Below are 23446 nucleotides of genomic sequence, written 5' to 3' on the forward strand. Positions count from 1 at the left end.
GGTTCGGGGCATCCGATCCGGGAGCCTGTGCCTCGCGGCAGGCTCCCTGTCCGGTTGGGAGGACCAGCGTACTCCGCTGGTGCCACCCGCGAAGCCCCGTCCAATTTTCTGCGTGACTAGTTACATATGAGCTTCTTTTACGATTTGTCGGGATCGGCAGCTTGGACCAGCTCCGTCAGCATTCCGCCCACATCCTTGGGATGCAGGAAGGCGATCCGCGAATCCATGGAACCGTGCCTGGGACGCTCGTCCAGCAGCCTCACACCCTTTGCGCCGATCTTAGCCATGGTTTCGGTGACGTCGCGTACACCGAACGCGACATGATGCACGCCCTCGCCCCGCTTGGCGAGGAATTTCCCCACGGGTGAGTCCTCGGAGAGCGGCTCCAGGAGCTGGATGTAGGAGCCCCCGCCCTCGCCGTCGGCGATGTGCAGCATGGCCTCCTTCACCCCCTGCTCCTCGTTGACCTCACGGGCGACCACCGTGAGCTCGAAGGTCTCCGAGAAGAAGCGGATCTTCTCCTCAAGGTCGTGGCAGGCGATCCCTATGTGGTCGATCCGCATGAACATGTGTGGTCTACCTCCATGGCGAGCGACGTTGTACCCGTGGGTATCGTGTCAAAGACCCGACGCGCGAGCACAGGAGGCCGTTGTCATGTCCAGGTCCGTCATTGTCGCCGGAGCTCGCACCCCCATCGGGAAACTGCTCGGCGCCCTGTCCGGCCTGTCGGCCGTCGAGCTGGGCGGCATCGCGATCAAGGCCGCTCTGGAGCGTGCCGGCGTCGCCCCCGAGGCCGTCGAGTACGTGATCATGGGCCAGGTGCTCCAGGCCGGCGCCGGGCAGATCCCGTCCCGCCAGGCCGCCGTCAAGGCCGGCATCCCGATGACCGTCCCCTCCATCACCATCAACAAGGTCTGCCTGTCCGGCCTCGACGCGATCGCGCTGGCCGACCAGCTCATCAGGGCCGGCGAGTTCGACATCGTGGTGGCCGGCGGCATGGAGTCCATGACCAACGCCCCCCACCTGCTGCCGGGCCTGCGCAAGGGCGTCAAGTACGGCGGCTCCGAAGTCGTCGACTCGATGGCGCACGACGGCCTGTTCTGCGCCTTCGACCAGTGCGCGATGGGCGAGTCCACCGAGCGTCACAACAGCCGCCTCGGCATCGGCCGCGAGGAGCAGGACGCGGTCTCGGCCCGCTCCCACCAGCTCGCCGCCGCCGCCATCAAGAACGGCGTCTTCGACGACGAGATCGTCCCGGTGCCGATCCCGCAGCGGCGCGGCGAGCCGGTGCTGGTCAAGGAGGACGAGGGCGTACGCGGCGACACCACGGCGGAGACGCTCGCCAAGCTCCGCCCGGCCTTCGCCGCCGACGGCACCATCACGGCCGGCTCGGCGTCCCAGATCTCCGACGGCGCCTGCGCGGTGGTCGTCATGTCCAAGGCCAAGGCCGAGGAGCTGGGCCTGGAGTGGCTGGCCGAGATCGGCAGGCACGGCAACGTCGCCGGGCCCGACGCCTCCCTGCAGTCCCAGCCGGCCAACGCCATCAAGCAGGCCATGGCCAAGCAGGGCGTGAGCGCCGACGACCTCGACCTGGTCGAGATCAACGAGGCGTTCGCCAGCGTGGTGGTCCAGTCGGCCAAGGAGCTGGGCGTGCCGCTGGACAAGGTCAACGTCAACGGGGGCGGCATCGCGCTCGGGCACCCGATCGGGGCCTCCGGCGCGCGCATCGTGCTCACCCTCGCCCACGAGCTGAAGCGCCGGGGCGGCGGGCTCGGCGCGGCCGGGCTCTGCGGCGGCGGCGGCCAGGGCGACGCCCTGCTCATCAGCGTCCCGAAGTCCTGACCCCGTCCTTCTTCTGATCACTGGCTCATCGGCCCGGTGATGGTCGCTCCTGACCATCACCGGGCCGTTCTCGTGTGTGCGATCACCGCGTCACTCCGCGTCGCAATGTAAAGAATACTAGACACGATGTCCGCCCTGCTTTACATTCCAAGTATGGCTTCCGAAGAGAAACGCGCCTGGGTCATGCTGGTGGTCACGGTCGTGGCGTACGGCGTCTACGTCGCCACGGTCCTCGGCCGGGCGGGCGCCGTGCCGCTGACCGAAGTGCCCTACGTGGCGCCGCTGCTGTGGAGCATTGGCGGGGCGTTCCTGGCCTCGATGGTGCTGTTCATCGCGGTGAGCACCACCGCGCCCGCCGAGGTCGGCAAGAAGGACCAGCGCGACCGCGAGATCCACCGCTACGGCGAGTACACCGGGCAGTGGTTCCTCGTCGCCGGCGCGGTGGCCGCCCTGGTCATGGCGATGGCCGAGCTCCCGCACTTCTGGATCGCCAACGTGCTCTACCTGGGGTTCGTCCTGTCGGCCGTCCTCGGGTCCACGCTCAAGATCGTCGCCTACCGGCGGGGGCTGCCGGGATGGTGAAGCCCACGAAGGTCACCAACACGATCCGCGCCCTGCGCTTCACGCACGGCGAGATGACCCAGGCGGAGCTGGCCGACCGCATCGGCGTCACCAGACAGACGATCATCGCCATCGAGCAAGGCCGGTACTCACCGTCCCTGGAGGTGGCCTTCCAGATCGCGCGGGTCTTCGGCGTCCCGCTCGACGACGTGTTCCAGTACCCGGACGGAGACCACTGATGAAGGCGATCACCAGAAGCGTGTACGGCCCGCCCCGCGTCCTCGGCCTCGCCGAGGTCCCCGAGCCCGAGCCAGGCGACGGCGAGGTGCGGTTACGGGTCCACGCGGCGGGCGTCGACCAGGGCGTGTGGCACATGCTCACCGGCATCCCGTACGTCATGCGGCTCGGCATCGGCCCGCGCCGCCCCAGGAGCCCCTGGCTCGGGGCCGACGTGGCGGGCGAGGTGACGGCGGTCGGGGCCGGCGTCACCGCGTTCAAGCCCGGCGACCGCGTCTTCGGCACCTGCGGCGCGGCCTACGCCGAGCACGCCTGCGCCCGCGCCGACCGGCTCGCGCCGATGCCCGCGAACCTGTCGTACGAGCAGGCCGCGGCCATCCCCACCTCGGGCATGACCGCGCTGCGTGCGCTGCGCGACTCCGGCCGGGTGCGGCGCGGGCAGCGCGTGCTCATCACCGGCGCGGGCGGCGGCGTCGGGACGTTCGCCGTGCAGCTCGCCAAGACGTTCGGGGCGCACGTCACGGGCGTGTGCTCCGGGGCGAAGGAGGAGCTCGTCCGCTCGATCGGCGCGGACGACGTCATCGACTACACGCGCGAGGACTTCACGGACGGCAGCCGGCCCGCCTTCGACCTCATCGTGGACATCGCGGGCCTGCGCCCGCTGGCCCACCTGCGGCGGGCGCTCACGCCGCGCGGCACGTACGTCATCGTGGGCGGGGAGGGCGGCGGCCGGTGGTTCGCCGGGCTGGACCGGCAGCTGCGGACCGCCCTGTACGGACCGTTCACCCGCAAGCGGCCTCGGATGTTCTTCGCCTTCCCCCGGGAGGCCGACCTGCTGACGTTGGCCGAGCTGGCGGGGAACGGGGCGATCACGCCGGTCGTCAGCGCGACGTACCCGCTGGAGCGGGTGCCCGAGGCGATCCGCGAGCTGGAGAAGGGGCACGCGCGCGGCAAGCTCGTCATCACGGTGTGAGCCGCCGGGACCCGTGCCCGGACAGCGCGATGCCCCGGTCCGACCAGGATGGACCGGGGCTTCGCGTACGTTCCCGGAGCCGTCGACCAGGAATGCTCCGGACACCCCTTATGGGGGCTGTTCAGCCCGGCCGCGAGGGAGGCGGCGGCCGGGCTGCTTGTGGGCGGTCACGCGGAACGGAAGCGGGCGAAGACCGAGCGGTGGCGGCGCTCGGCCCGCGGCCCGCGCAGCGCCTCCCGTACGCGCCGCTGCTCGGCGGCGGCCTGACGGAGTTCGGAGGCGTGGTGCTGCATGACGTTGTATTCGAGTTCGGCGTTCATTCGAGTGCTCCTCTGGGCTTTTTCGCGTTGCCTGTCGTCTGCACTCTCAAGATTGCTCCTAAGGCCCTCCCCGGCACATCGGGCTTATGCCTTATCTCTGGGCGTAGGAGTCCTAGGTAGGTACTTAGGACCCGGCGCCTCAGGGCTCGTCGGTGAACTTGACGGAGACCTTCGTGAAGCCGAGCGACTTCAGCAGGCCCGTCATCATCGCCTTGGTGTTGGCGTCGGCGCGGGTCCGCAGGTCGCTCGCCACGGCCGCCTCGGTGATCTTCTTCTCCGCCAGCAGATAGAGCTCGCGCTGGTCGCCGGGGGAGCCCGACAGGAAGTCCGAGACGCGGTCGAACAGGCCGCGCTGCTGGGCGAAGACGTACGAGCGGTCGTTGTCGAGGTTCGGCTTCTCCAGCTGGGCGTGGGGGAGACGGACCGTCGCCTCCGTACGGTCCTCCGAGACCGTGATCGCGTTCGTCGCGATGGAGGAGAAGTCCACGTAGGCGTCCACGCCGCCCGCGCCGACGAACAACGTCCTGGTGCCCTTGATCGCGTCGGGCAGGAAGTTCGCGTCCTTCTCCAGGTCCACGACCACCTGGAAGGTGCCGGTCGCCGCCTCGAAGCGGCTGAGGTCCTTGATGGACTCCAGGAGGACCGGCTGACTGCGGTCGATGGTCCGCTCGCCCCTGGGGTCCAGGTACGTCCAGGCCAGCCGCCCGGCCACCACCAGCAGGACCGCCAGGACCAGCAGGCCCGCCGCGTATCGCCACCAGCGACGCCGTACGGGGGTGACCTCCGGTGGCGTCGTACGGGAAGTCGTCATGGTGGCATGACTACCCGCACAGCGATCATCAGTGCCAGCCCCAGGGTGACATCTCCGATTCCGCCCGCTTACGCCCGCTGCGCCCAGGACCGCCGCTCACCCTGGTCGGGCGCCTGGTACGGGGTGAGGGAAGGGCGACACGGGACGCCTCCTGACGTGCGCGATCGTACGTGTGGGCGGGGCCAGGCCGGACGCACCGGACGTGTCCTGGCGTGTGCGCGAGGGAGGGCGACGCGGGACGTGCCGGGCGCGTTGTGACGTGCGCCGTAGTGCGCGAGAGAGAGGGCGAGATGGGAGGTGCCGGGCGTGTCCTGGCATGCGCGGTTGTATGCGCGGGGGAGTGGAGGTGCCGGGTGTGTCCTGGCGTGCGTCGCGGGGGGCAAGGCGGGACGCCCTCGGGACGCGTCCTGAGGGCGTGCGCTGCCGTAAGTCCTGGTGCCGACAGCCGGCGGGGTGCCGCTCTGCGGGTGGCGCGATAGCGAGGCGTCGCTTGTCACGCCCGCGCGCCCACCGCCCTCTGGCGTCCATCCGCTGGTCGAGTCGGGAAGCTTCACGTCGGCGCGCTCCGACCTTCTGCGTCGACTCCCGGCTGTCCGGTCGCTCTATGCCCTGTCCCCGGGCGTCCTTTGGCCCTGACCCTGGACGCCCTGAGCCTGAGCGCCCTGACCACGGGCACCCTGGCTCCGAATGCTCTGGGTTCCGGCGGCGTAAGGCCGGTCGCCGGGAGTTGCCTCGCTGGCGGACCAGTGGCCGCGCCATCCTTCGCCGCGAGACCCGTGAGTGTCGGTCCTGCCGTGGGCCCACGCGCGCCCGGCTCCCGTGCGGGAGTCTCTTGTGCGCGAGCCCGCGGTGCGTGGGTCTCCAGTGCGCGGTGCTTCACGCGTTGTTGTTCCGGTGTGCGAGGCTCCGTGGGCCCAGGGGCCGTTCCTGGAGGAGCCGTGGCCGAGCGGGCCGCGGCCGGACGAACCAGGGGACGTGGTGGGGCCGGGGGAGGTGGGGCGCGGGGTCGGCACGTCGCCGGTCGTGGACTGCTCGGTCGTCCCGCCGCCTCGCGGACCGGCTGCGGGCTGCTCGGTCGTCGTGCCGCCCCGCGAACCGGTGGCCGGCTGCCCGGCTGTCGTGCCGCCCCGCCGGCCCCAGCCCTGGCCGTTCCAGTGGTCGTGGGAGGCCCAGCCGAACGGCCCCCGGCCGGGGTGCCCGCCGTACCCCCGTCCGGGCTCGGTGGCGGCGCCCGCCGTGGACCAAGCGGGCGGGCCGGCCGCCACCCAGCCGGGCGCGGGCTCGGGCGCGTAGCCCAGGGAAGGGGCGGTGCCGGACGTGCCCGGCGTGCCGTACGACGTGGGCGGGGCGGCCGGCGTGGCGGCCGGGTCGGGGTAGACCGGGTAGACGTGCGTGGAGTCGGGCGACGGCTGCACCGACTGCGGCACGAGCTGCGGCCGGGCCGGGCTGCCGCCGAAGTGCGTGCTCGACAGCCGGCAGTTGCGGAAGTCGCTGTAGAACATGCGCAGCCACTCGCGCCGCTGGTGCTCGCTCAGCCAGGAGAACCACGAGGTGGCGTACTGGTGCTCGGCGAGCGGCCCGCCCGCCGGCGGCTCGCCGCGCAGCCAGACCATGACGATCTCCCGGTAACCCTCCGCGACGATGCCGGGGCAGGGGTCGGACAGCGCCTCGATGTACTCGTACGCCGCCTTCTCCGCGAACCCGGCCGAAAGGTCGGGAACGTGGATCGGCGCGAGACCGAGCGAGGGCCGCAGCTTCTCCCCCAGAGGCCGCTGCTCCACCCGCTTGAACGCCGCAGGCGTGCCGTCGAGCCGCATGGCGATCTGCGTGAACACCGCCCCCAGCTCGGTCAGCCCGGCCCGCATCCCCGGATGCACGCACACCGTGATCGGCCAGTCCTGGCAGGCGTAGGCGATGTCCTCGGCGGCGGCCGGCCGGGTCTGGGCCAGCACCCGCGACACGCCCATGCCCGCCGCCAGCACCGACAGCAGCGCGCACGCCAGCACCAGCGCCTGCCGCGTCACCGTGGCCGCCCAGCCGAGCAGCAGCGCCGCCGTGAGCCCGAGCAGCCAGATCGTCTGGTCGAAGAACGCGGCCCCGCTCAGCTCCTGGAACAGGTCGTACGGCTCGCCGGTGCCGGGCGCCAGCTTGTCCGCCCAGCCCCGGTCGTCGGCCAGCCACGAAAACGCCGCGTAGCAGGCCAGCCCGGCCAGCGGCGGCGTGAACGCCTTCGGCAGCACCCACCCGGCCACCCAGCCGATGACCGAGTAGAGCGCCAGCCCCGCCATGCCCATCCCCAGCCCGGGCAGGCTCAGCCGGCCCGCCTGGTCGGTGAGGACCGTCTTGACCGCCAGCACCAGCACCGTCGCCGCGAACGACCCCAGCACCACCACCACGATCGCCAGTGGCGCCTTCAACGCCCGCCAGGTGGTGAGCGACCGGCCGCGCAGCGCGCGGCGCTTGCGCAGCGCCACCCAGGCGGCGAAGGCCGCCGCCACCGGGCCGGTCAGCCGGAGCGAGCCGATGACCGCGGCCACGATGTTCTCCCAGGCGTCCACGCCCGGTATCAGGACGTTCCACGCCGCGATCAAGCCGACAGCGAGCAGCACGGCAACCGTGACGGCCGCGCTCTGCTTCAGCTCCTCCCGTGAAACGCCCGCGTGCTCACGCACCCTTTGCCCCGTTGACGTCCATCAAGCACCCCCCGTGCCCCTCGGCAAGACGGAAGAGCCAAGTCCGGCCGGTCCCCACAGGCTGATGGACTTGGCTTCCGCGTCACCATACGTACGAGAACCATAACTGAGCGTGATGATTGACGTCCGGATTCTTGGTCAAGGAGGATCGCCTGTCGCTCCAGATCGCCCGACGAACCGGGACGAGAGGCGCGCTACGGTAGCTGCGTGTCACAGCAGAAGCCGCTCAACCTGCCGTTCGACCCCATCGACCGCGCCGCGGAGAGCTGGCGCGCCCACTTCGGGCCCTCCGCCGCCATGGCGGCCGTGACCTCCATCATGCGAGCGCACCAGATCCTGCTGTCGCAGCTCGACGGCCTGCTGAAGCCGTACGGGCTGACCTTCGCGCGTTACGAGGGGCTCGTGCTGCTGACGTTCAGCAAGACCGGCGCGCTGCCGCTGTCGAAGATCGGCGAGCGGCTGATGGTTCACCCCACCAGCGTCACGAACACGGTGGACAGGCTGGAGAAGTCCGGTTACGTCCGCCGGTTGCCCAATCCGCGCGACGGCCGCGGCGTGCTCGCCGAGATCACCGACGCCGGCCGCGACGTCGTCCGCCGCGCCACCCGCGACCTGATGGACGCCGAGTTCGGCCTGGCGATGTACGCCGAGGACGAACTCCACGGCCTGTTCGACCAGTTGCGCACGTTGCGGGTGGCGGCGGGTGACTTCGAGGGCTCGTCCATGCGGCAAGATGAAGGGCATGGCGGACTTCTCTAGGCCCGGGTCGCTCTACGGGGCGATCGATCTGGGCGCTCGCAAGCAGGCACTGGAGGCGCAGGCCCGGCGGGAGGCCGCAGGTCCTCAGGCCGCGTCGGCCTCGGTCGTCGAGGTGACCGAGGAGACGTTCACGACCGATGTCGTCGACCGCTCCATGCAGGTGCCGGTCGTCCTCGATCTCTGGTCCCCCCGCGCGCCGGCCTCCGCGCAGCTCGGGCCGGTGCTGGAGAAGGTGGTCGGCGACCTCGCCGGCCGGGCCGTGCTGGCCAGGGTCAACGTCGACGCCAGCCCGCAGATCGCGGCCGCGCTGCGCGTGCAGGCCGTGCCCACCGTGCTGGCGATCTTCCAGGGTCAGGCCGTCACGGGCTTCCAGCAGGTGCTGCCCGAGCAGGAGGTGCGCCGCTGGCTCGACGAGCTGATGGCCGCCGTCGAGCAGTTCTACCAGGCCAACCCGGCCGCCCGGCCGCCCGCGGCCGAGGGCGGCGAGGAGGCCCCGGCGGGCCCGCCCACCGACCCCGACCTCGCGGCGGCCGAGGAGGCCGTCGAGCGCGGCGACCTCGACGCCGCCGCCGAGGCATACCAGCGGCTGCTGGCCCGCGTCCCTGGCCACGAGGACGCCAAGATGGGCCTGGCCGGCGTCACCCTCATCAAGCGCACGGAGGGCGTCGACCCCGGCGATCTCCAGCGCCGCCTGCAGGACCCCGCCGACCTCGACGCCCACCTGCTGGCCGCCGACCTCGAGATGCTGTCGGGCGCGGTCGACGAGGCGTTCAGCCGGGTCATCGCCGTGGTCAAGCGCACCTCGGGCGACGACCGCGACCGGGCGCGGCGGCACCTGCTCGGTCTGTTCGACACCTTGCCGAGCGATGACCCTTCTCTGGCGAAAGCGCGCAGAGCTTTGGCGAGCGCCCTGTTCTAGCCTGGGGGCATGCGGGTCGTCACCATCTCGGCGACATACGGCACGGCCGGCGGTGAGATAGGCCCGGCCGTGGCCGAACGCCTCGGCCTGCCCTTCGTCGACCGCGCCATCCCCAGCGCCGTCGCCAGGCAGCTCGGCTGCACGCTGGAGGAGGCGCTGGCCCACGACGACCGCGCCGAGCGGGGGCTGGGCCGGCTCATCTTCGGCGCGATGCGGCTGCCCACCGTGGCCTTCGGCGGCGTCGACATGTACGTCCCGGGCGCGATGCCGCACGCCCCGGAGGAGTTCGTGCGCCACGCCGAGCGCATGATGCGCGAGACCGCCCGCGAGCGGGGCGGCGTCTTCCTCGGCAGGGCCGGCGCCCTGGTCCTCGCCGGCGAGCCCGGCGCCCTGCACGTCCGGCTCGACGCCCCGCTCCCGCGCAGGGTCCGCCGGGCCGCCGCGCTCGCCGGGACGGACGAGGACGAGGCCCGGCGCGTCGTCGACGACAACGACCGCGCCCGCGCGGCCTACTGGCGGCACTTCTACCGGGCGGATCCTGCCGACCCGCGCCACTACCACCTGGTCGTCGACAGCACCACGATTCCCGTTCCCGCCTGCGTCGAGCTGATCGTCCTGGCTTCCGCGGCACTCGACTGACCGAACGCCCCCTAACATGGGAGGACTTCTTGGTCAGTCCCGAAGGAGCGATTGACGTGGCGACCGTCCCGAGTGTGTCGTACTCCATCACCGTGCGTCTCGAGGTGCCGGCCGGCGGCAAGGCCGTCAGCCAGCTCACCCACGCCGTAGAGTCGGCCGGGGGGGTGGTGACCGCACTCGACGTCACCAACGCGGGCCACGAGAAGCTCCGCATCGACGTGACCTGCGCCGCCCGCGACACCGACCACGCCCAGGCGATCGTCGACCAGCTCGAGGCCGTCGAGAGCGTCGTCATCCACAAGGTGTCCGACCGTACGTTCCTCATGCACCTCGGCGGCAAGATCGAGATGCAGTCGAAGGTGCCGCTGCGCAACCGCGACGAGCTGTCGATGGCCTACACGCCGGGCGTGGCGCGGGTGTCGATGGCGATCGCGCGCAACAAGGAGGACGCGCGCCGCCTGACCATCAAGCGCAACACCGTGGCCGTCGTCACCGACGGCTCGGCCGTGCTGGGGCTCGGCAACATCGGCCCCGAGGCGGCGCTGCCGGTCATGGAGGGCAAGGCGGCGCTGTTCAAGCGCTTCGCCGGCATCGACGCCTGGCCGATCTGCCTCGACACCCAGGACGTCGACGAGATCGTGCGCACCGTCCAGGTCATCGCGCCCGGCTTCGGCGGCATCAACCTGGAGGACATCGGCGCGCCGCGCTGCTTCGAGGTGGAGCGACGGCTGCGCGAGCTGCTCGACATCCCGGTCTTCCACGACGACCAGCACGGCACCGCGATCTGCGTGCTGGCGGCGCTCCAGAACGCGCTGCGGGTCGTCGACAAGAGCCTGGAGAACGTCAAGATCACGATGGCGGGCGCGGGCGCGGCCGGCAACGCCGTGCTGCGGCTGCTGCTCGCCGCCGGGGCGCGCAACGTCGTCGTCTGCGACTACCTCGGAGCCGTGCACAACGGCCGCGACGACCTCGACGAGTCACTGCGCTGGATCGCCGACCACACCAACGCCGAGGGCTACGCAGGAGACCTGCGCGGCGCGCTCAAGGACGCCGACGTCTTCGTGGGCGTGTCCGCGCCGGGCATCCTCACCGGCGACGACATCGCGACCATGGCCAAGGACGCCGTGGTGTTCGCGCTGGCCAACCCCGAGCCCGAGGTGTCGCCCGACGACGCCCGCGAGCACGCGACCGTGGTGGCCACCGGCCGCTCCGACTACCCCAACCAGATCAACAACGTGCTGGCCTTCCCCGGCGTGTTCCGCGGGCTGCTCGACGCGCAGGCGGCGGGGGTGACGCAGGAGATGCTGCTGGCGGCGGCCAACGCGCTGGCCGCCGTGGTCACGCCCGAGGAGCTGGGCCCCAACTACATCATCCCGAGCGTGTTCCACCCGGACGTGGCGGGTGCGGTGGCGGCGGCGGTCCGCGAGTCCGCTGGCGGCCGCGCCCGCGGCTTCACCGAGGCCTGACGGTTCGCCGAGGTCTGGCGGTTCGCCAAGGTCTGGCGCTTCGCCAAGGCATGACCGGGGTGTCCTCCGGCGCCCTCAGTGCCGGTCGGCGGACTCGGGGCGGGTGAGGGCGGGCATCAGACGGTAGGACTCCTGGAAGACCAGGTTGTGGGCGTCGCCGGCGGCGATGACGCGCAGCGTGTCGGCCTGCGCCTCGGCGTCGGCGGCGTCGAAGACGTTCATCGGCCAGTCGCCCACCGTGTTCCCGCGCAGGTGCGGGTGGTGGAAGCCGGCGCCGTAGTGGGCGACGACGGCGATGGGCTGCTCCTGGGAGGCCCGCTGCTCCGGCCAGGTCAGCGACCACATCGCGTTCAGCCCGCCCTCCTTGGAGCGGGTGAGGCCGCTGGCCACCACCTCGCCCGTCCCGAGCAGCAGGTCGGCGTCGAGCTCCGCCAGCACCCGCCGCGCCACGGGGTCGAGCAGCTCGACCGCCGTGGCGAACAGACGCTCCTTGTCCTCCCGGGAGACGGCCTGGCCGTGTACGCCGTCCCGCAGGTCGCGGAAGTGGCGGAGCAGGGCTTCGTTGATGGGAGTGCGCATGCCTGCCCCCTTCCCCGCCAGCGGCTCCAGCCACCTCCCGCCGGGCTCAGCCCAGCAGCTCGGCGATCCTGGCGCGCACCTCGGGCGTGTCGAGCCCCCGTACGGTCAGCGTGGTGCGGCGGCGTACGACGTCGTCCACGGTCGCCGCCCACTCGCGGTCGCGCGCGTAGACGGCCTGCGCCCAGATGTCCGGGCCTTCCGGGTGGATGCGCTCGCCGAGCGCTGGGTCGTCCCTGATGAGCCGGACCAGGTCGAACGCGATCGACCCGTAGTGCGTCGCCAGGTGCCGGGCCACCAGCGGGTCCATGCGGGCGCCGCGCTCGCGGTCGGTCCACAGGCGCAGGGCTACCGCGTCGGGGCTGGCCAGGCCGGGCAGCGGCACGGCGGGCAGGATGTCGGCCAGGTCGTCGCCGAGCGGCCGGCCGGGCAGGTGGGCGAGGGTGTCGAGGACCGTGCGGCCGATGTGCCGGTAGGTCGTCCATTTGCCGCCCGCCACCGACAGCATGCCGCCCGCGCCGCGCGTCACCACGGTCTCCCGCTTGGCCGCCGTCACCTCGCCGGGCCCGCCGGGCAGCACGCGCAGCCCGGCGAAGGCGTAGGTGATGTCCTCGCGCCGGAGCTGCGCGTCGCGTACCGCGTGGCCGGCCTCGTCGAGGATCTGCGCGATGTCGGCCTCGGTGGGCCGCACGTCGGCGGGATCGCCCTCGTACGCCTCGTCCGTCGTGCCGAGCAGCAGGTGGTCCTCCCACGGGATGGCGAACGACACCCGGTACTTGTCGATCGGCGTGGTCAGCGCCGCCTTCCACGGCTCGTGCCGGCGCAGCACCAGGTGGGCGCCCTTGGACAGGCGGATGCTGGGGGCCGCGCCCGGGTCCTCCATGCGCCGCAGGTGGTCCACCCACGGGCCGGTGGCGTTGAGCACGAGGCGGGCGCTCACCCCGAACTCGGCGCCCTCCAGCCGGTCGCGCAGCTCGGCGCCGGTCACCGTGCCGCCGCTCTTGCGCAGGCCGACGACCTCGGCGTGGTTGAGCACGGTCGCGCCGGCGTCCACGGCCGCCCGTACGGTCATGACCGCGACGCGGCTGTCGTTCATCTGGTGGTCGCCGTAGACGGCGGCGGCGCGCAGCCCCTCGGCGCGCAGCGCGGGCACCTTGGCGAGGGCCTGGTGCGGCGTGACGACCCGGCCCATGCCGTCGCCGAACACCGACAGCGCCGAGTACAGGAACACCCCCGCGCCCAGCTTGGCCGCACCGTGCGGGCCGCCCTTGTAGATCGGCACCAGGAACGTCAGCGGCTTGACCAGGTGAGGGGCGATGTCGGCGGCGAGCGCGCGGCGCTCCCTGTGGTTCTCGGCGACCAGCCGGACGTTGCCGGTCTGCAGGTAGCGCAGGCCGCCGTGGACCAGCTTGGACGAGGCGCTGGAGGTGGCGCCGGCGAAGTCGCCCGCGTCCACCATCGCCACCCGCAGGCCGGCCTGGGCGGCCATCCAGGTCACGGACGTGCCGAGGATGCCGCCGCCGATGACCAGCAGGTCGTAGGCGGTGGTGGACAGCTCCTCCCTGGTCTCCGCGCGCTCGGTCCCCGTACTGATCATCATTGCTGGAACTCCTGATCGTCGACCCAGTCGAGGGTGCGGGCCACGGCCTTCCTCCAGTTGCGGTATTCGCGCTCGCGGGCCGCCTCGTCGATCTCCGGCCGCCACTCGGCCGCCTTGTGCCAGTTGGCGCGCAGGCTGTCGAGGTCCGGCCAGTAGCCGGTGGCGAGGCCGGCCGCGTACGCCGCCCCGAGCGCCGTGGTCTCGGCCACCATGGGCCGGATCACCGGCACCGCGAGCACGTCGGCGAGGGTCTGCATGAGCAGGTTGTCGGCGGTCATGCCGCCGTCGGCGCGCAGCGTGGTGAGCCCGAGCCCGGCGTCGGCGTTCATCGCGTCGACGACCTCGCGGGTCTGCCACGCGGTGGCCTCCAGGACGGCCCGCGCGAGGTGCCCCTTCGTGACGAACCCGGTCAGCCCCGCGATCACGCCGCGCGCGTCGGAGCGCCAGTGCGGCGCGAAGAGGCCGGAGAACGCCGGCACGAAGTAGCAGCCGCCGTTGTCGGGGACCGTCTTCGCCAGCGTCTCGATCTCGGCGGCGCTGGAGATCAGGCCGAGGTTGTCGCGCAGCCACTGCACCAGCGAGCCGGTGACCGCGATCGCGCCCTCCAGCGCGTACGTGGCCGGCGTGTCGCCGAGCTGGTAGCCGACCGTGGTGAGCAGGCCGTGCTTGGAGACGACCGGCCGGTCGCCGGTGTTCATGAGCAGGAAGCTGCCCGAGCCGTAGGTGCTCTTGGTCTCGCCGGGGTCGAAGCAGGTCTGGCCGAACAGCGCCGCCTGCTGGTCGCCGAGCGCGGCCGCCACCGGCACGCCGCCCGCGGTGCGGCCGTAGACCTCGGCGGACGGGCGGATCTCCGGCAGCATCGCGCGCGGCACGCCGAGCGCGGCCAGCAGGTCGTCGTCCCAGGCCAGGGTGTGGATGTTCATGAGCATCGTACGGCTGGCGTTGGTGACGTCGGTGACGTGCCGGCCGGTCAGGTTCCACAGCAGCCAGCTGTCCATGGTGCCGAACAGCACCTCGCCGCGCTCGGCCCGCTCGCGCAGCCCCGGGTGCTCGTCCAGCAGCCAGCGGATTTTCGGTCCGGAGAAGTAGGTGGCGAGCGGCAGGCCCGCCCGCGCCTTGAACAGCGCCTCGTGCTCGGCCAGCGCGTGCGTCAGCGGAGCCGTGCGGGTGTCCTGCCAGACGATCGCCGGGCAGACGGGCCGGCCGGTGTCGCGCTCCCACAGCACCGTGGTCTCGCGCTGGTTGGTGATGCCGAGCGCGGCGATGTCGCCGTCCACGCCGCCGACGGCCTCGGCGAGGACGAGCTGGACCGACTCCCAGATCTCCTCCGCGTCGTGCTCGACCCAGCCGGGCCTGGGGAAGATCTGGCGGTGCTCGCGCTGGGCGACGGAGATGATGTTGCCGGTCCGGTCGAAGACGATGCACCGGCTGGACGTGGTGCCCTGGTCGATGGCGGCGATGTAGGTCGGTCGAGGCACTGGCGGATCCTCGCTAGCTCGGGGTTCGACAATGTCGAACGACATGAGGAATGGTATTCGGTTCCGCGGGAGGCGTTCAACTGGTCGGGCAACTGGTCGGGGTCAGCGGGCCAGGTCGCGGGTGATCGCGCGGGCCGCGTCCCTGACGTACGAGACGAACTCCATGCGCGGCCCGCCCTCCGTCGCCAGGCGCTCCAGCGCGCCCCTGATGCCGATGGCGCCGACCACGATGCCACGCGAGTCCTTGATCGGCGCGGCGTAGGCCACCTCGCCCTCGGTCAGCTCCTCCATCTCGGCGGCCCAGCCGCGGGCGCGGACCAGCTCCAGCTCCGCCTCCAGCCGCCCTGGGTCGGTGATCGTCGCGCCGGTGTACGGGGGCAGCGGCGCGGCCGGCTCGCCGTACGGGTCGTGCGCGAGCAGCACCTTGCCGAGCGCGCTGGCGTGCACCGGCAGATAGGTGCCGACCTGGAGCGTCTGCATGCTGTCGTCGGGGCGGAAGACGTGGTGGATCACCAGGACGTGGCCCTCGTGCAGCGTGCCGATCCAGGCGCTCTCCCTGCTCCGCCCGGCCAGCGCGTCGGCCCAGTTGATGGCCCTCGCGCGCAGCTCGTTGACGTCGAGGTAGCTGCTGCCGAGGTGGAGCAGCGTGGCGCCGAGGCGGTACTTGCCCGTGGCCGGGTCCTGCTCGACGAAGCCGACCCGCACCAGCGTGCGCAGGATGCCGTGCAGCGTGCCCTTCGGCAGGCCGAGGCCCCGGGCCAGCTCGGCCACCCCGAGCTGGCGGGGGCCGGAGGCCAGCAGCCGCAGGATCGCGGCCGCCCGCTCGACGGACTGGATGGTCTCTCCCACGATCGGCACTGTAGCGCAGGGTCGTTCGATATCGCCGAACGGCGATCGCCCTGCCGACGCCCGCCCCACGCGGCTCTACAATTTGCGCAAGCGGTAAGCAATCTCGCAGCGGACGCTCAGCGGGCCTGCAGGCGCCGCCACCCTTCGCACGCACCGGGACACCCCGTCCCGGCGACCGTGCGTGCCCCGAGGGACGAGGAGACAGATGGACTCACCCGCCCGCGTCGCGGGAACCGTGCGGCCGGGCGGCCGCACCGCCCGGGTCCGCGCGGCCGTGCTCCAGGCCGCCCAGGACGAGCTGGTCGAGCACGGCTTCCACGGCCTGACCATGGACCAGGTGGCGATCCGGGCCGGCGTGGGCAAGACCACGCTCTACCGGCGCTGGGGCAGCCCAGCGGGCCTGGTCACCGATCTCATGGTCGAGCTGGCCGAGCAGTCCTCCCCGCACGCCGACACCGGCTCGATCGAGGGCGACCTGCGCGCCAACGCCCTGGCCGTGGTCGAGGCGGTCAACGACGGGCGGCTCGGGGCCACGTTCCAGGCGATGATCGCCGCCGCGACCTGCGACGAGCAGGCGGCCGCCGCGCTGCGCGCGTTCTACCTGCGGCGCATCGAGGAATGGGCGGGCGTGGTGGAGCTCGCGGTCGGGCGCGGCGAGCTGCCGCAGGGCACGGACGCCACGGAGGTGATCCGGGCGGTCTCGGCCCCGCTCTACTACCTGCTCGTCGTCACCCGCGAGCCGGTCACCGCGGAGGCCGCCGAGCGGTCCGTACGCCGCGCGCTCGCCGCCGCGAAGGCGGGCGCCTTCATTTCGTAGCCTTCATTTCGTAGGCGAGGTCGGGCACCCCTTGGGCAGGTCGGGCCGGCGGGGCCAGACGGAGCCGTACCACCAGAAGATCCCGCCCATCACGACCAGCCCGCCCGCGGTCGCCAGCTTGGCCATGAGGTCGGCGGGCGGCCCGGTGAAGGGGAGCTGCCCGGTGCGGTGACCCCAGGGGCAGTCGTTCTCCACCCGGGTGGAGTCGATGAGGGTCTCCGGCTGGTGCTCGACGACCTGGTACGCCTCGATCTCCGCGCGGCTGCCCTTGTGGATCGGCACCTGTCGCACGACGCTCTTGCGGGCCGCGATCGAGCCGCTGGCCACGCTGACCGCGTCGGACTTCAGGTCGAAGCGGACCGCCTGCCGGGTCTGGTTGCGCAGCGTCACCTTCGCCCGCCCCGAGCGGCAGCTGACGTCGTCCACGGTCATCGTGAACGCGTCCCCGGGATCGGAGGCCCCCGGCCAGGCCGACGCGGATGCCGGGCCGGAGGCCGCGGCGCCCACCGCCAGGGCGGCCAGGGCCAGACGGGTACCGATGCGCATGAGCTCCCCCAAGGTCCACACGTCGTGATCTTTGCTACCCGAAGTGTCTTTGTGAACACGAAAAGTAACATGAGCGCTCTGGGGCAGCGCGCACCCCCCTGCACCCTTCATGATGGAGGTATGGCGGAAGCGATCTACGTCGGCGGTTTGTTGGTGGCGACGCCGCTTCTCGACGACCCCAACTTCCGGCGTAGCGTGGTGCTGATCCTCGAACACGACCGCGACGGGGGCACCCTCGGCGTCGTGCTCAACCGGCCCAGCGACATCTCGGTGACCCAGGTGCTCCCGGTCTGGGACCCGCTGGTCACCGGGCCTTCGGTGCTCTTCGAGGGCGGACCGGTGCAGACCGACAGCGCGCTGGCGCTGGCGGCGGTGCCGAGCGGGCAGGAGCCGCTCGGCTGGCGCAGGCTGCATGCCGGTACGCCCGCGGTGTCCCGGCTCGGCACGGTCGACCTCGACGCCCCGCCCGAGATCCTGCAGGGCGAGATCGCCCAGATGCGGATCTTCGCCGGTTACGCCGGCTGGTCCTCCGGCCAGCTGGAGAGCGAGATCGCCGAAGGCGCCTGGTACGTCGTGGACTCCGAGGTGGGCGACACCTTCCACGCCGACCCCGGGTCGCTGTGGCGGCACGTGCTGCGGCGCCAGCCGGGCGAGCTGGCCTTCGTCGCCACCTGCCCGGACGACCCCTCGATGAACTGACCCCTCAGACGTCCCAGCCGGGGCGCAGGGAACGCTCGGCCAGCTCGATGCTCTCCGCCATCCGGCCGGTGATCTCGGGCAGGCTCCCGTCGCTGCGCGGGCACTCGAAGCCCACCCGCATGGTTGACATCGCGAAGGCCACGATCAGGTGGGAGAGCTGGTCCTCGTCGGCCTCGACGCCGCGCCGCGCGGCCACCACCTCGGCGAGGCGGCGCTCGGTCTCCGTGCCCCGCGCCACCGACTGGCCGACCAGGCGCGGGTTCTCGTCCAGGATGCGGCGCAGCTTGAGGAAACGCTCGTGCTCCTGCGGCGTCGAGTCCTCGATGTCGGCCAGCATGGCGCGCAGGGCGTGCATGAGCGCGGTGAACGGCGGCTCGTCCGGCGGCCTGGCCGCCATCGTCTCCAGCAGGATCTCCTCGCCCTGGTCGTGGAACCACAGCACCAGATGGTCCTTGCCGGTGAAGTAGCGGAAGAACGTGCGGGGGGACACCTCGACGGCCCCCGCGATCTGCTCGACGGTGGTCGACTCGTATCCTTGTTCGAGAAACAGGTCGAGCGCCGCGTCGAGGATCGCCAGGCGCGTCTTCTCCTTCTTGCGTTCGCGGAGACCCACTGCCGTCACTCCCTCGAAACCTTGCTGTCACAGTGTGACAGAAGTCATCCGCTGCCTTTTAAAAGTCGTTTGTCAGACGTCATCGCCTGTCATAGATTACCGGAGGCTTAAGAGACTTCCGCCCTGGTGTGGGGCGTATGTGAACTAGGGGGCTTCATGGCGAACGCGAAGGCGGTGGACGCGCCGTCCTCGCCCGAGGTGGCGAAGACGGGGGCCGGGGGGAATCCGTGGCTCGTGCTGCTGGCGGTCAGCCTTGGTGTGATCATGGTGATGCTGGACGGCACCGTCGTCGGCATCGCCAACCCGGTGATCCAGGTCGACCTCAAGGCGTCGCTGTCCGACCTGCAGTGGGTGACCAGCGGCTATCTGCTGGCCCTGGCGGTGTTCCTGATCACCGCGGGCAAGCTCGGTGACCTGTTCGGGCACAAGAGGGTCTTCCTGATCGGTGTGGCCGGATTCGCCGTCACGTCGGTCGGCATCGGACTCAGCGCCGAGCTGGCCGACATCATTCCCGGCATCACGCCGGTCGGCGCGCTGATCGGCCTGCGGGTGCTCCAGGGCCTGTTCGGCGCGCTGCTCCAGCCCGCCGCGCTGGCGCTGCTGCGCAGCGCGTTCCCCGGGGAGAAGCTCAACCAGGCCATGGGCGCGTGGGGCGCGATCATCGGCCTGTCCAGCGCCGCCGGCCCGATCGTCGGCGGCGTGCTGGTCGAGAAGGTGAGCTGGGAGTCGGTCTTCTTCATCAACGCGCCCGTCGGCGTCGTCGCGCTGATCCTGGGCGTCATCCTGATCAAGGACAGCCGGGCCAAGACGTTCGCGCGCATCGACTGGCTGGGCGTGCTGCTGCTGTCCGGCGCGATGTTCGCGCTGGTGTGGACCATCATCAAGGCCCCCGAGTGGGGCTGGGGCGACAGCACCACGCTGGGCTTCCTCGGCGGCTTCGCGGTGCTGATCGGGGCCTTCGTCCTCTGGCAGCACCTGCTCAAGAAGCGCGGCGGCCAGCCGCTGGTGCCGCTGTCGCTGTTCGCCAACCCGTCCATCTCCATCGGCACGTTCCTGATGATGATGGTGGCCTTCGCCATGTTCGGCGCCATGTTCTTCCTGGGCTTCTTCTTCCAGGGCGTGCACGGGCTGACGCCGCTGGAGGCCGGTCTGCGCATGCTGCCGATGAGCGCCGGTATGATCTTCGCCTCGCCGCTCGCCGGCATGGCGATCGGGAAGCTGGGGCCGAAGATCACGATGGCCGGCGGCCTGCTCATCACCGCCTGCGCCATGTTCCTCATGTCCCGCCTCGGCATCGACGCCTCGTTCGTCGACACCGCGATCCCGTTCGTGCTGCTGGCCTTCGGCCTGTCGCCGGTGTTCGTGGGCGCCACCGAGATCATCGTGGGCAACGCCCCGCTCGACCTGAGCGGCGTCGCGGGCGGCCTGCAGCAGTCGGCGATGCAGGTCGGCGGCGCGCTCGGCACCGCGATCCTCGGCGCCGTCATGGCCGGTGAGATCTCCGACCGGCTGCCCGGCTACCTCGGCCCGGCGGCTCAGGCGCTGCCGCCGGAGCAGATGGCCGGGCTGGAGGCGGCCGCCGCGTTCGGCGTCGCGCCGCCCGGGCTGCCCGAGGTGGTCACGAACGCCGTCCACAACTCGTTCATGGACGGCATGCACCTCGCCTTCGTGGTGAGCACCTGCGTCGCGGTCCTGACCGCGGCCCTCACGATGTTCGTGAAGGCCGGCCGCAAGACCGAGGGCGCGCCCGTGCACGTGGGCTGACCCCCTGTTTCCTGAACGGCCCCCGCCAGGCGGCGGGGGCCGTTCTCGCTGTCCTGGGGAGGCGCGGGCCGCGGGCGGGCGGGCATAAACTCGATGGGGTGAGCACGAAGATCCTTCCGAAGCAGGAAACCACGCCACAGACGTCGCACGGCGACGGCGATCACGAGCGGTTCGCCCACTACGCGGACAAGCACAAGATCACTGAGAGCATGGTCACCGGCACGCCCATCCGCGCCCTGTGCGGGAAAATCTGGGTGCCCAGCCGCGACCCGAAGAAATACCCGGTGTGCCCGGAGTGCAAGGAGATCTACGAGGGCCTGCCGGCGGGCGGCGGCGACGACAAGGGCGGCGACAAGCAGTGAGCGCGGCCGAGCGGTAATCGCGTGCCGCGAAGCTGCCCCGGCACGCGACCGCCGGCTCGTCGGCATGCGCACCAGCACACCCCGGCACCGTCAAAGGTGCGACAAATTACGATGTGCAGGTGACAGCACCAAAAGCACTCGACGCCCCCCACCAACCCCCTCGGCTCTTCGGCGCCGACTACCGCATCGCCACCTTCGGCATCCTGCTCGTCGTCACCCTCGTCGCCTTCGAGGGCATGTCGGTCGGGGTCGTCATGCCGGATGTCGCCCGCGACCTGGACGCCCTCGACCTCTACGGGCTGAGCTTCTCCGCCTTCCTGGTCTCCAGCCTGTTCGCGAACGTGGTGGCCGGGCTCTTCGCGGACCGGCGGGGGTTCGCGGTGCCGTTCGTGGTGGGGCTGGCGCTGTTCGTGACCGGCATGGCGCTGGCCGGCGCGGCGAACACGTCGGTGCTGTTCCTGTCGGCGCGGGCCGTGCAAGGGCTCGGGGCCGGAGCCTCGTTCGTGGCGCTGCTGGTGATGATCGCCCGGGTCTACCCGGTCGACATGCGGCCCAAGGCGTTCGCGGCGGTCTCGGCCGCCTGGGTCGTGCCGTCCATGGTCGGCCCCGCCATCGCCGGCTCCGTGGCCGGGCAGTGGGGCTGGCGGTACGTCTTCTACGGCATCATCCCGCTGGTCGTCCCCGCGCTGCTCATGCTGCTCCCGTCGCTGAAGCGCTCGGCCGCCGCCGAGCAGCTGCCCGACGGGCCGCGTTCGCGCCCGCTCGCCATGACGCTGGCCGCGGCCGCCGCCGCGTGCGGGGCCGGCGTGCTGCTGCACGGCGTCGACCGGCTGCACCAGGCGCCCGTCATGGGCGTCGCCGAGACCGTCGTGGGGCTCGCCTTCCTGCTGTACGGCCTCTACCGGCTGCTGCCCCCCGGCGCGTTGCGCTTCGCCCGCGGGCTGCCCACGACCGTGCTCATGCGTGGCTTCCTGTCGGCCACCTTCTTCGGGGTCAACTCCTTCATCCCGCTGGCGCTCCAGGAAGTGAAGGGGTTCGGCGTCAGGGAGGCGGGGATCGCGCTCACCACGGGGGCGCTCGGCTGGTCGGCGGGGTCGTACCTGCAGAGCCGCCAGGCCGGGGAGCCGCACCTGCGGATCAGGTTCGCGGCGTCCTGCGTCACCGTGGGCGTGCTGCTGGCGCTGCTCGCCGTCCTGCCCGGGGTGACGGGGTGGGTCGCGGTGCCGGCCTGGATCGTGGCCGGGCTCGGCATGGGGGTCGGCATGGCCACCGTCAGCGTCACCACGCTCAAGCAGTCGCCGGAGAACGAGCAGGGCGCGAACTCGGCGGCGCTCAACGTCACGGACATGCTGGGCTCGGCGCTCGCCATCGGGGCCGGGGGCGCGCTGGTCAACCTGATCGGGCACGCGCCGTCCCAGATCGCCACCGGGTTCCTGGTCATCTGCCTCCTCATGGCGGTGGTCGGGGGGAGCGGGGCGGTGCTGGCCGGTCGCATGAGGTGAATTCCGTCCCTCCCGTCCCAGCGATCACGGATCGCCTGATCTCCGTCGCAAGGAGTGATAGGACAGCGGGCGAGGAGGTGTTCATGGAGGATGATCACCGGGTCTGGCCGCCTCTCCCGCCGGGGGCCAGGCACCGCCGCAGTCCTCCGACGGACGGCGACGAGCGGGAGGCCGCGCCCCCGGAGGAGCTCGTGGGCCGCCGGCGCGGGCATCCGCTGGACCTGGAGCCGGGGGAGACCGTGGAGCTCGACGAGCCCTGGAACCCGCGCATCCGGCGCACCACTCCCCGCGCCGCCCGTCCCCGGTCGGGCCGGACCCCGTACCCGGACGCGACGACCACCCGCAGGGACGCCGGTGGGGATGTCGACGATGACGTGGACGGGCAGACCGGCTGGGGCACGTCCGGGGACGTCGGCTGGGGCGCCGTAGAGGACGACAGTGGCAGGGACGCCGGCTGGGGCGCTTTGAAGGGCGGCGGCGGAGACGCCGGCTGGGGTGCGTCCAGGGACGACGACAGGAACGCCGGCTGGGGCGCCGTGGAGGACGGTGACGGAGACGTCGGCTGGGGCGCTTTGAAGGACGGCGGCAGGGACGCCGACACGGGCAGTCTCAAGGGCGGTGGCAGTCCGTCCATCGCCACCGACGACGACCCGGACGCCGAGTTCTGGGGCGAGTCGTCGTCGGACCCTGAGCCGGTTTCCTGGCGGTCGCCGTTCCGGTTGATCCCGTCCCCGGCATCCAGGGAGAGCTCCACGGACGCCCTGCCGCCCTCCGCCCGCCTCTACGGCACCCCCGCCGCCCCCGGCACGCGTACGGCCCCCGCAGGGATGCCGCGGCGCCTGGCGTTCGCGCTGGCGGCGCTCCTGACCGGCGCGGCGCTCGTGGCGGTGGCGATCAACCTGGCGCCGCGCCTCGTCGCGCCTCAGCCCGGGCCGGAGGCCGGGACGGGCAGGCTGATCGACGGCCTGGCCGGGGTGGCCGCGACCCTGCCGGACGGCTGGTACGTCGCGCCCGTGCCCCCCGTGTCCGGCTTCACCTCGGTGGCCAGGGACGGAGCCGGCGGCCTGGTGATGGCCCGCCCTCTCCCCGAACCCGTCGCGGACGCCAAGGAGGCCACGGCCGAGGCCGCCGAGCTGTACTCCCGGCTGCTGCTCAAGGGCGACCGCGTCAAGGTCGTCGAGGACCGGCAGATCCCCGGCGGGCACACGCGGGCGCTGCGCGCGGAGTACCGTGACGTGGTCAACCGGCCCGCGTACCTGAGAGTGATGCTCCTCACGCGGGGCGAGCGGAGCGTGCTCCTGCTCGGCCTGCTGCAACCCGAGCAAACCCCAAGCAGACAGGCTCTCGACACGGTGCTGACGAGCCTCCGATAAGCCGCATAGCACGTGAGGACGACCTTGGCCAGAATCCACGGCTCACG

At 71.9% G+C, this 23446-nt stretch carries 24 protein-coding genes; 14 read left to right on the forward strand and 10 right to left on the reverse strand.

From position 1 onward, the window contains the following. Window positions 1–137: 137 nt before the first annotated feature. On the reverse strand, window positions 138–569 hold the full coding sequence (mce, locus tag ACBR40_RS22855) for a methylmalonyl-CoA epimerase (protein WP_344209418.1): 432 nt from the start codon (window positions 567–569) through the stop codon (window positions 138–140). An 85-nt stretch (window positions 570–654) separates the two neighbouring features. Here mce and ACBR40_RS22860 point away from each other — a divergent pair, with 85 nt between their 5' ends. The 4 genes from ACBR40_RS22860 to ACBR40_RS22875 all read left to right on the forward strand — a co-directional run bounded on the left by ACBR40_RS22860 (window position 655) and on the right by ACBR40_RS22875 (window position 3613). Beyond that, a complete protein-coding gene (locus ACBR40_RS22860; RefSeq protein WP_344209416.1) occupies window positions 655–1842 on the forward strand; it encodes an acetyl-CoA C-acetyltransferase in 1188 nt (395 codons plus the stop codon). A gap of 153 nt (window positions 1843–1995) precedes the next feature. Next, window positions 1996–2424 carry a hypothetical protein gene (locus ACBR40_RS22865; RefSeq protein ID WP_364448917.1) on the forward strand — a complete coding sequence of 143 codons (429 nt, stop codon included), beginning with the start codon at window positions 1996–1998 and terminating at the stop codon, window positions 2422–2424. Beyond that, window positions 2418–2642, forward strand: coding sequence for a helix-turn-helix transcriptional regulator (locus ACBR40_RS22870; protein ID WP_091090886.1), 225 nt, complete (start codon window positions 2418–2420; stop codon window positions 2640–2642). The genes ACBR40_RS22865 and ACBR40_RS22870 overlap by 7 nt, the downstream gene beginning before the upstream one ends. Further along, on the forward strand, window positions 2642–3613 hold the full coding sequence (locus tag ACBR40_RS22875; RefSeq protein ID WP_344209410.1) for an NAD(P)-dependent alcohol dehydrogenase: 972 nt from the start codon (window positions 2642–2644) through the stop codon (window positions 3611–3613). The genes ACBR40_RS22870 and ACBR40_RS22875 overlap by 1 nt, the downstream gene beginning before the upstream one ends. A 167-nt stretch (window positions 3614–3780) precedes the next feature. Here ACBR40_RS22875 and ACBR40_RS22880 read toward each other — a convergent pair whose 3' ends face one another. From ACBR40_RS22880 to ACBR40_RS22890, 3 genes are all read right to left on the reverse strand, one after another. Next, window positions 3781–3933, reverse strand: a complete 153-nt coding sequence (locus ACBR40_RS22880; protein WP_371250042.1) for a hypothetical protein — start codon at window positions 3931–3933, stop codon at window positions 3781–3783. Between the two features lie 139 nt (window positions 3934–4072). Then, a complete protein-coding gene (locus ACBR40_RS22885) occupies window positions 4073–4744 on the reverse strand; it encodes a DUF4230 domain-containing protein (protein ID WP_344209407.1) in 672 nt (223 codons plus the stop codon). Window positions 4745–5346: 602 nt separating this feature from the next. Beyond that, window positions 5347–7416, reverse strand: coding sequence for a hypothetical protein (locus ACBR40_RS22890; RefSeq protein WP_371250043.1), 2070 nt, complete (start codon window positions 7414–7416; stop codon window positions 5347–5349). Window positions 7417–7644: 228 nt separating this feature from the next. On the opposite strand from ACBR40_RS22890, the gene ACBR40_RS22895 reads away from it, so the two are divergent. Genes ACBR40_RS22895 through ACBR40_RS22910 form a run of 4 tightly spaced genes read left to right on the forward strand, consistent with a single transcriptional unit; the run spans window position 7645 to window position 11220 of the window. Next, the gene (locus ACBR40_RS22895) at window positions 7645–8196 is read left to right on the forward strand and encodes a MarR family transcriptional regulator (RefSeq protein ID WP_344209403.1); all 552 of its coding nucleotides are present in this window, start codon (window positions 7645–7647) and stop codon (window positions 8194–8196) included. Next, window positions 8180–9115 (forward strand): tetratricopeptide repeat protein, encoded by a 936-nt coding sequence (locus ACBR40_RS22900; protein WP_344209401.1) that lies wholly within the window; start codon window positions 8180–8182, stop codon window positions 9113–9115. The genes ACBR40_RS22895 and ACBR40_RS22900 overlap by 17 nt, the downstream gene beginning before the upstream one ends. Before the next feature lie 9 nt (window positions 9116–9124). Beyond that, the gene (locus tag ACBR40_RS22905) at window positions 9125–9754 is read left to right on the forward strand and encodes an AAA family ATPase (protein ID WP_371250044.1); all 630 of its coding nucleotides are present in this window, start codon (window positions 9125–9127) and stop codon (window positions 9752–9754) included. Window positions 9755–9810: 56 nt separating this feature from the next. Then, complete coding sequence (locus tag ACBR40_RS22910) at window positions 9811–11220, forward strand: NAD-dependent malic enzyme (protein WP_344209396.1); 1410 nt, start codon at window positions 9811–9813, stop codon at window positions 11218–11220. Window positions 11221–11295: 75 nt separating this feature from the next. On the opposite strand, the gene ACBR40_RS22915 is transcribed toward ACBR40_RS22910, so the two are convergent. From ACBR40_RS22915 to ACBR40_RS22930, 4 genes are all read right to left on the reverse strand, one after another. Continuing rightward, window positions 11296–11799, reverse strand: coding sequence for a hypothetical protein (locus tag ACBR40_RS22915; protein ID WP_371250045.1), 504 nt, complete (start codon window positions 11797–11799; stop codon window positions 11296–11298). Between the two features lie 46 nt (window positions 11800–11845). Then, on the reverse strand, window positions 11846–13396 hold the full coding sequence (locus tag ACBR40_RS22920; RefSeq protein WP_371250046.1) for a glycerol-3-phosphate dehydrogenase/oxidase: 1551 nt from the start codon (window positions 13394–13396) through the stop codon (window positions 11846–11848). Continuing rightward, window positions 13393–14874: a glycerol kinase GlpK gene (gene glpK / locus ACBR40_RS22925; protein ID WP_371250047.1), complete on the reverse strand. Its 1482-nt coding sequence runs from the start codon at window positions 14872–14874 to the stop codon at window positions 13393–13395. The genes ACBR40_RS22920 and glpK overlap by 4 nt, the downstream gene beginning before the upstream one ends. 102 nt (window positions 14875–14976) lie before the next feature. After that, window positions 14977–15732, reverse strand: a complete 756-nt coding sequence (locus tag ACBR40_RS22930; RefSeq protein WP_371250049.1) for an IclR family transcriptional regulator — start codon at window positions 15730–15732, stop codon at window positions 14977–14979. Window positions 15733–15928: 196 nt separating this feature from the next. Between ACBR40_RS22930 and ACBR40_RS22935 the strand changes: the two genes are divergently transcribed. Further along, window positions 15929–16540, forward strand: a complete 612-nt coding sequence (locus tag ACBR40_RS22935) for a TetR/AcrR family transcriptional regulator (protein ID WP_344209386.1) — start codon at window positions 15929–15931, stop codon at window positions 16538–16540. A gap of 3 nt (window positions 16541–16543) precedes the next feature. Here ACBR40_RS22935 and ACBR40_RS22940 read toward each other — a convergent pair whose 3' ends face one another. Beyond that, window positions 16544–17086, reverse strand: coding sequence for a hypothetical protein (locus tag ACBR40_RS22940; protein ID WP_371250050.1), 543 nt, complete (start codon window positions 17084–17086; stop codon window positions 16544–16546). A 120-nt stretch (window positions 17087–17206) separates the two neighbouring features. On the opposite strand from ACBR40_RS22940, the gene ACBR40_RS22945 reads away from it, so the two are divergent. After that, window positions 17207–17785 carry a YqgE/AlgH family protein gene (locus tag ACBR40_RS22945; protein WP_020546648.1) on the forward strand — a complete coding sequence of 193 codons (579 nt, stop codon included), beginning with the start codon at window positions 17207–17209 and terminating at the stop codon, window positions 17783–17785. Window positions 17786–17789: 4 nt separating this feature from the next. Here the strand turns inward: ACBR40_RS22945 and ACBR40_RS22950 are convergent, their stop codons facing one another. Further along, window positions 17790–18407, reverse strand: coding sequence for a TetR family transcriptional regulator (locus tag ACBR40_RS22950; RefSeq protein ID WP_364448888.1), 618 nt, complete (start codon window positions 18405–18407; stop codon window positions 17790–17792). Window positions 18408–18554: 147 nt separating this feature from the next. Here ACBR40_RS22950 and ACBR40_RS22955 point away from each other — a divergent pair, with 147 nt between their 5' ends. From ACBR40_RS22955 to ACBR40_RS22970, 4 genes are all read left to right on the forward strand, one after another. Beyond that, complete coding sequence (locus ACBR40_RS22955; protein ID WP_371250051.1) at window positions 18555–20162, forward strand: MFS transporter; 1608 nt, start codon at window positions 18555–18557, stop codon at window positions 20160–20162. A gap of 98 nt (window positions 20163–20260) precedes the next feature. Continuing rightward, the gene (locus ACBR40_RS22960; RefSeq protein WP_344209376.1) at window positions 20261–20524 is read left to right on the forward strand and encodes a DUF3039 domain-containing protein; all 264 of its coding nucleotides are present in this window, start codon (window positions 20261–20263) and stop codon (window positions 20522–20524) included. 119 nt (window positions 20525–20643) lie between these two features. Next, window positions 20644–22026: an MFS transporter gene (locus ACBR40_RS22965; RefSeq protein ID WP_344209374.1), complete on the forward strand. Its 1383-nt coding sequence runs from the start codon at window positions 20644–20646 to the stop codon at window positions 22024–22026. Between the two features lie 83 nt (window positions 22027–22109). Next, window positions 22110–23399: a hypothetical protein gene (locus ACBR40_RS22970; protein WP_371250052.1), complete on the forward strand. Its 1290-nt coding sequence runs from the start codon at window positions 22110–22112 to the stop codon at window positions 23397–23399. Window positions 23400–23446: the final 47 nt, after the last annotated feature.

Origin of the sequence: Nonomuraea sp. AD125B, from assembly GCF_041402765.1 — a bacterium.
In the GTDB taxonomy this organism is placed as follows: Bacteria; Actinomycetota; Actinomycetes; order Streptosporangiales; family Streptosporangiaceae; genus Nonomuraea; species Nonomuraea bangladeshensis.

Bases quoted from the DNA above. Each gene is read 5' to 3' on its own strand.
- ACBR40_RS22945 (WP_020546648.1), top strand. From the start codon at position 17,207: ATGGCGGAAGCGATCTACGTCGGCGGTTTGTTGGTGGCGACGCCGCTT.
- ACBR40_RS22865 (WP_364448917.1), top strand. From the start codon at position 1,996: ATGGCTTCCGAAGAGAAACGCGCCTGGGTCATGCTGGTGGTCACGGTC.
- ACBR40_RS22935 (WP_344209386.1), top strand. From the start codon at position 15,929: ATGGACTCACCCGCCCGCGTCGCGGGAACCGTGCGGCCGGGCGGCCGC.
- ACBR40_RS22955 (WP_371250051.1), top strand. From the start codon at position 18,555: ATGGCGAACGCGAAGGCGGTGGACGCGCCGTCCTCGCCCGAGGTGGCG.
- ACBR40_RS22940 (WP_371250050.1), bottom strand. From the start codon at position 17,086: ATGCGCATCGGTACCCGTCTGGCCCTGGCCGCCCTGGCGGTGGGCGCC.
- ACBR40_RS22970 (WP_371250052.1), top strand. From the start codon at position 22,110: ATGGAGGATGATCACCGGGTCTGGCCGCCTCTCCCGCCGGGGGCCAGG.
- ACBR40_RS22920 (WP_371250046.1), bottom strand. From the start codon at position 13,396: ATGATGATCAGTACGGGGACCGAGCGCGCGGAGACCAGGGAGGAGCTG.
- ACBR40_RS22905 (WP_371250044.1), top strand. From the start codon at position 9,125: ATGCGGGTCGTCACCATCTCGGCGACATACGGCACGGCCGGCGGTGAG.
- ACBR40_RS22900 (WP_344209401.1), top strand. From the start codon at position 8,180: ATGGCGGACTTCTCTAGGCCCGGGTCGCTCTACGGGGCGATCGATCTG.
- ACBR40_RS22860 (WP_344209416.1), top strand. From the start codon at position 655: ATGTCCAGGTCCGTCATTGTCGCCGGAGCTCGCACCCCCATCGGGAAA.
- ACBR40_RS22875 (WP_344209410.1), top strand. From the start codon at position 2,642: ATGAAGGCGATCACCAGAAGCGTGTACGGCCCGCCCCGCGTCCTCGGC.
- ACBR40_RS22885 (WP_344209407.1), bottom strand. From the start codon at position 4,744: ATGACGACTTCCCGTACGACGCCACCGGAGGTCACCCCCGTACGGCGT.
- ACBR40_RS22880 (WP_371250042.1), bottom strand. From the start codon at position 3,933: ATGAACGCCGAACTCGAATACAACGTCATGCAGCACCACGCCTCCGAA.
- mce (WP_344209418.1), bottom strand. From the start codon at position 569: ATGTTCATGCGGATCGACCACATAGGGATCGCCTGCCACGACCTTGAG.
- ACBR40_RS22870 (WP_091090886.1), top strand. From the start codon at position 2,418: ATGGTGAAGCCCACGAAGGTCACCAACACGATCCGCGCCCTGCGCTTC.
- ACBR40_RS22915 (WP_371250045.1), bottom strand. From the start codon at position 11,799: ATGCGCACTCCCATCAACGAAGCCCTGCTCCGCCACTTCCGCGACCTG.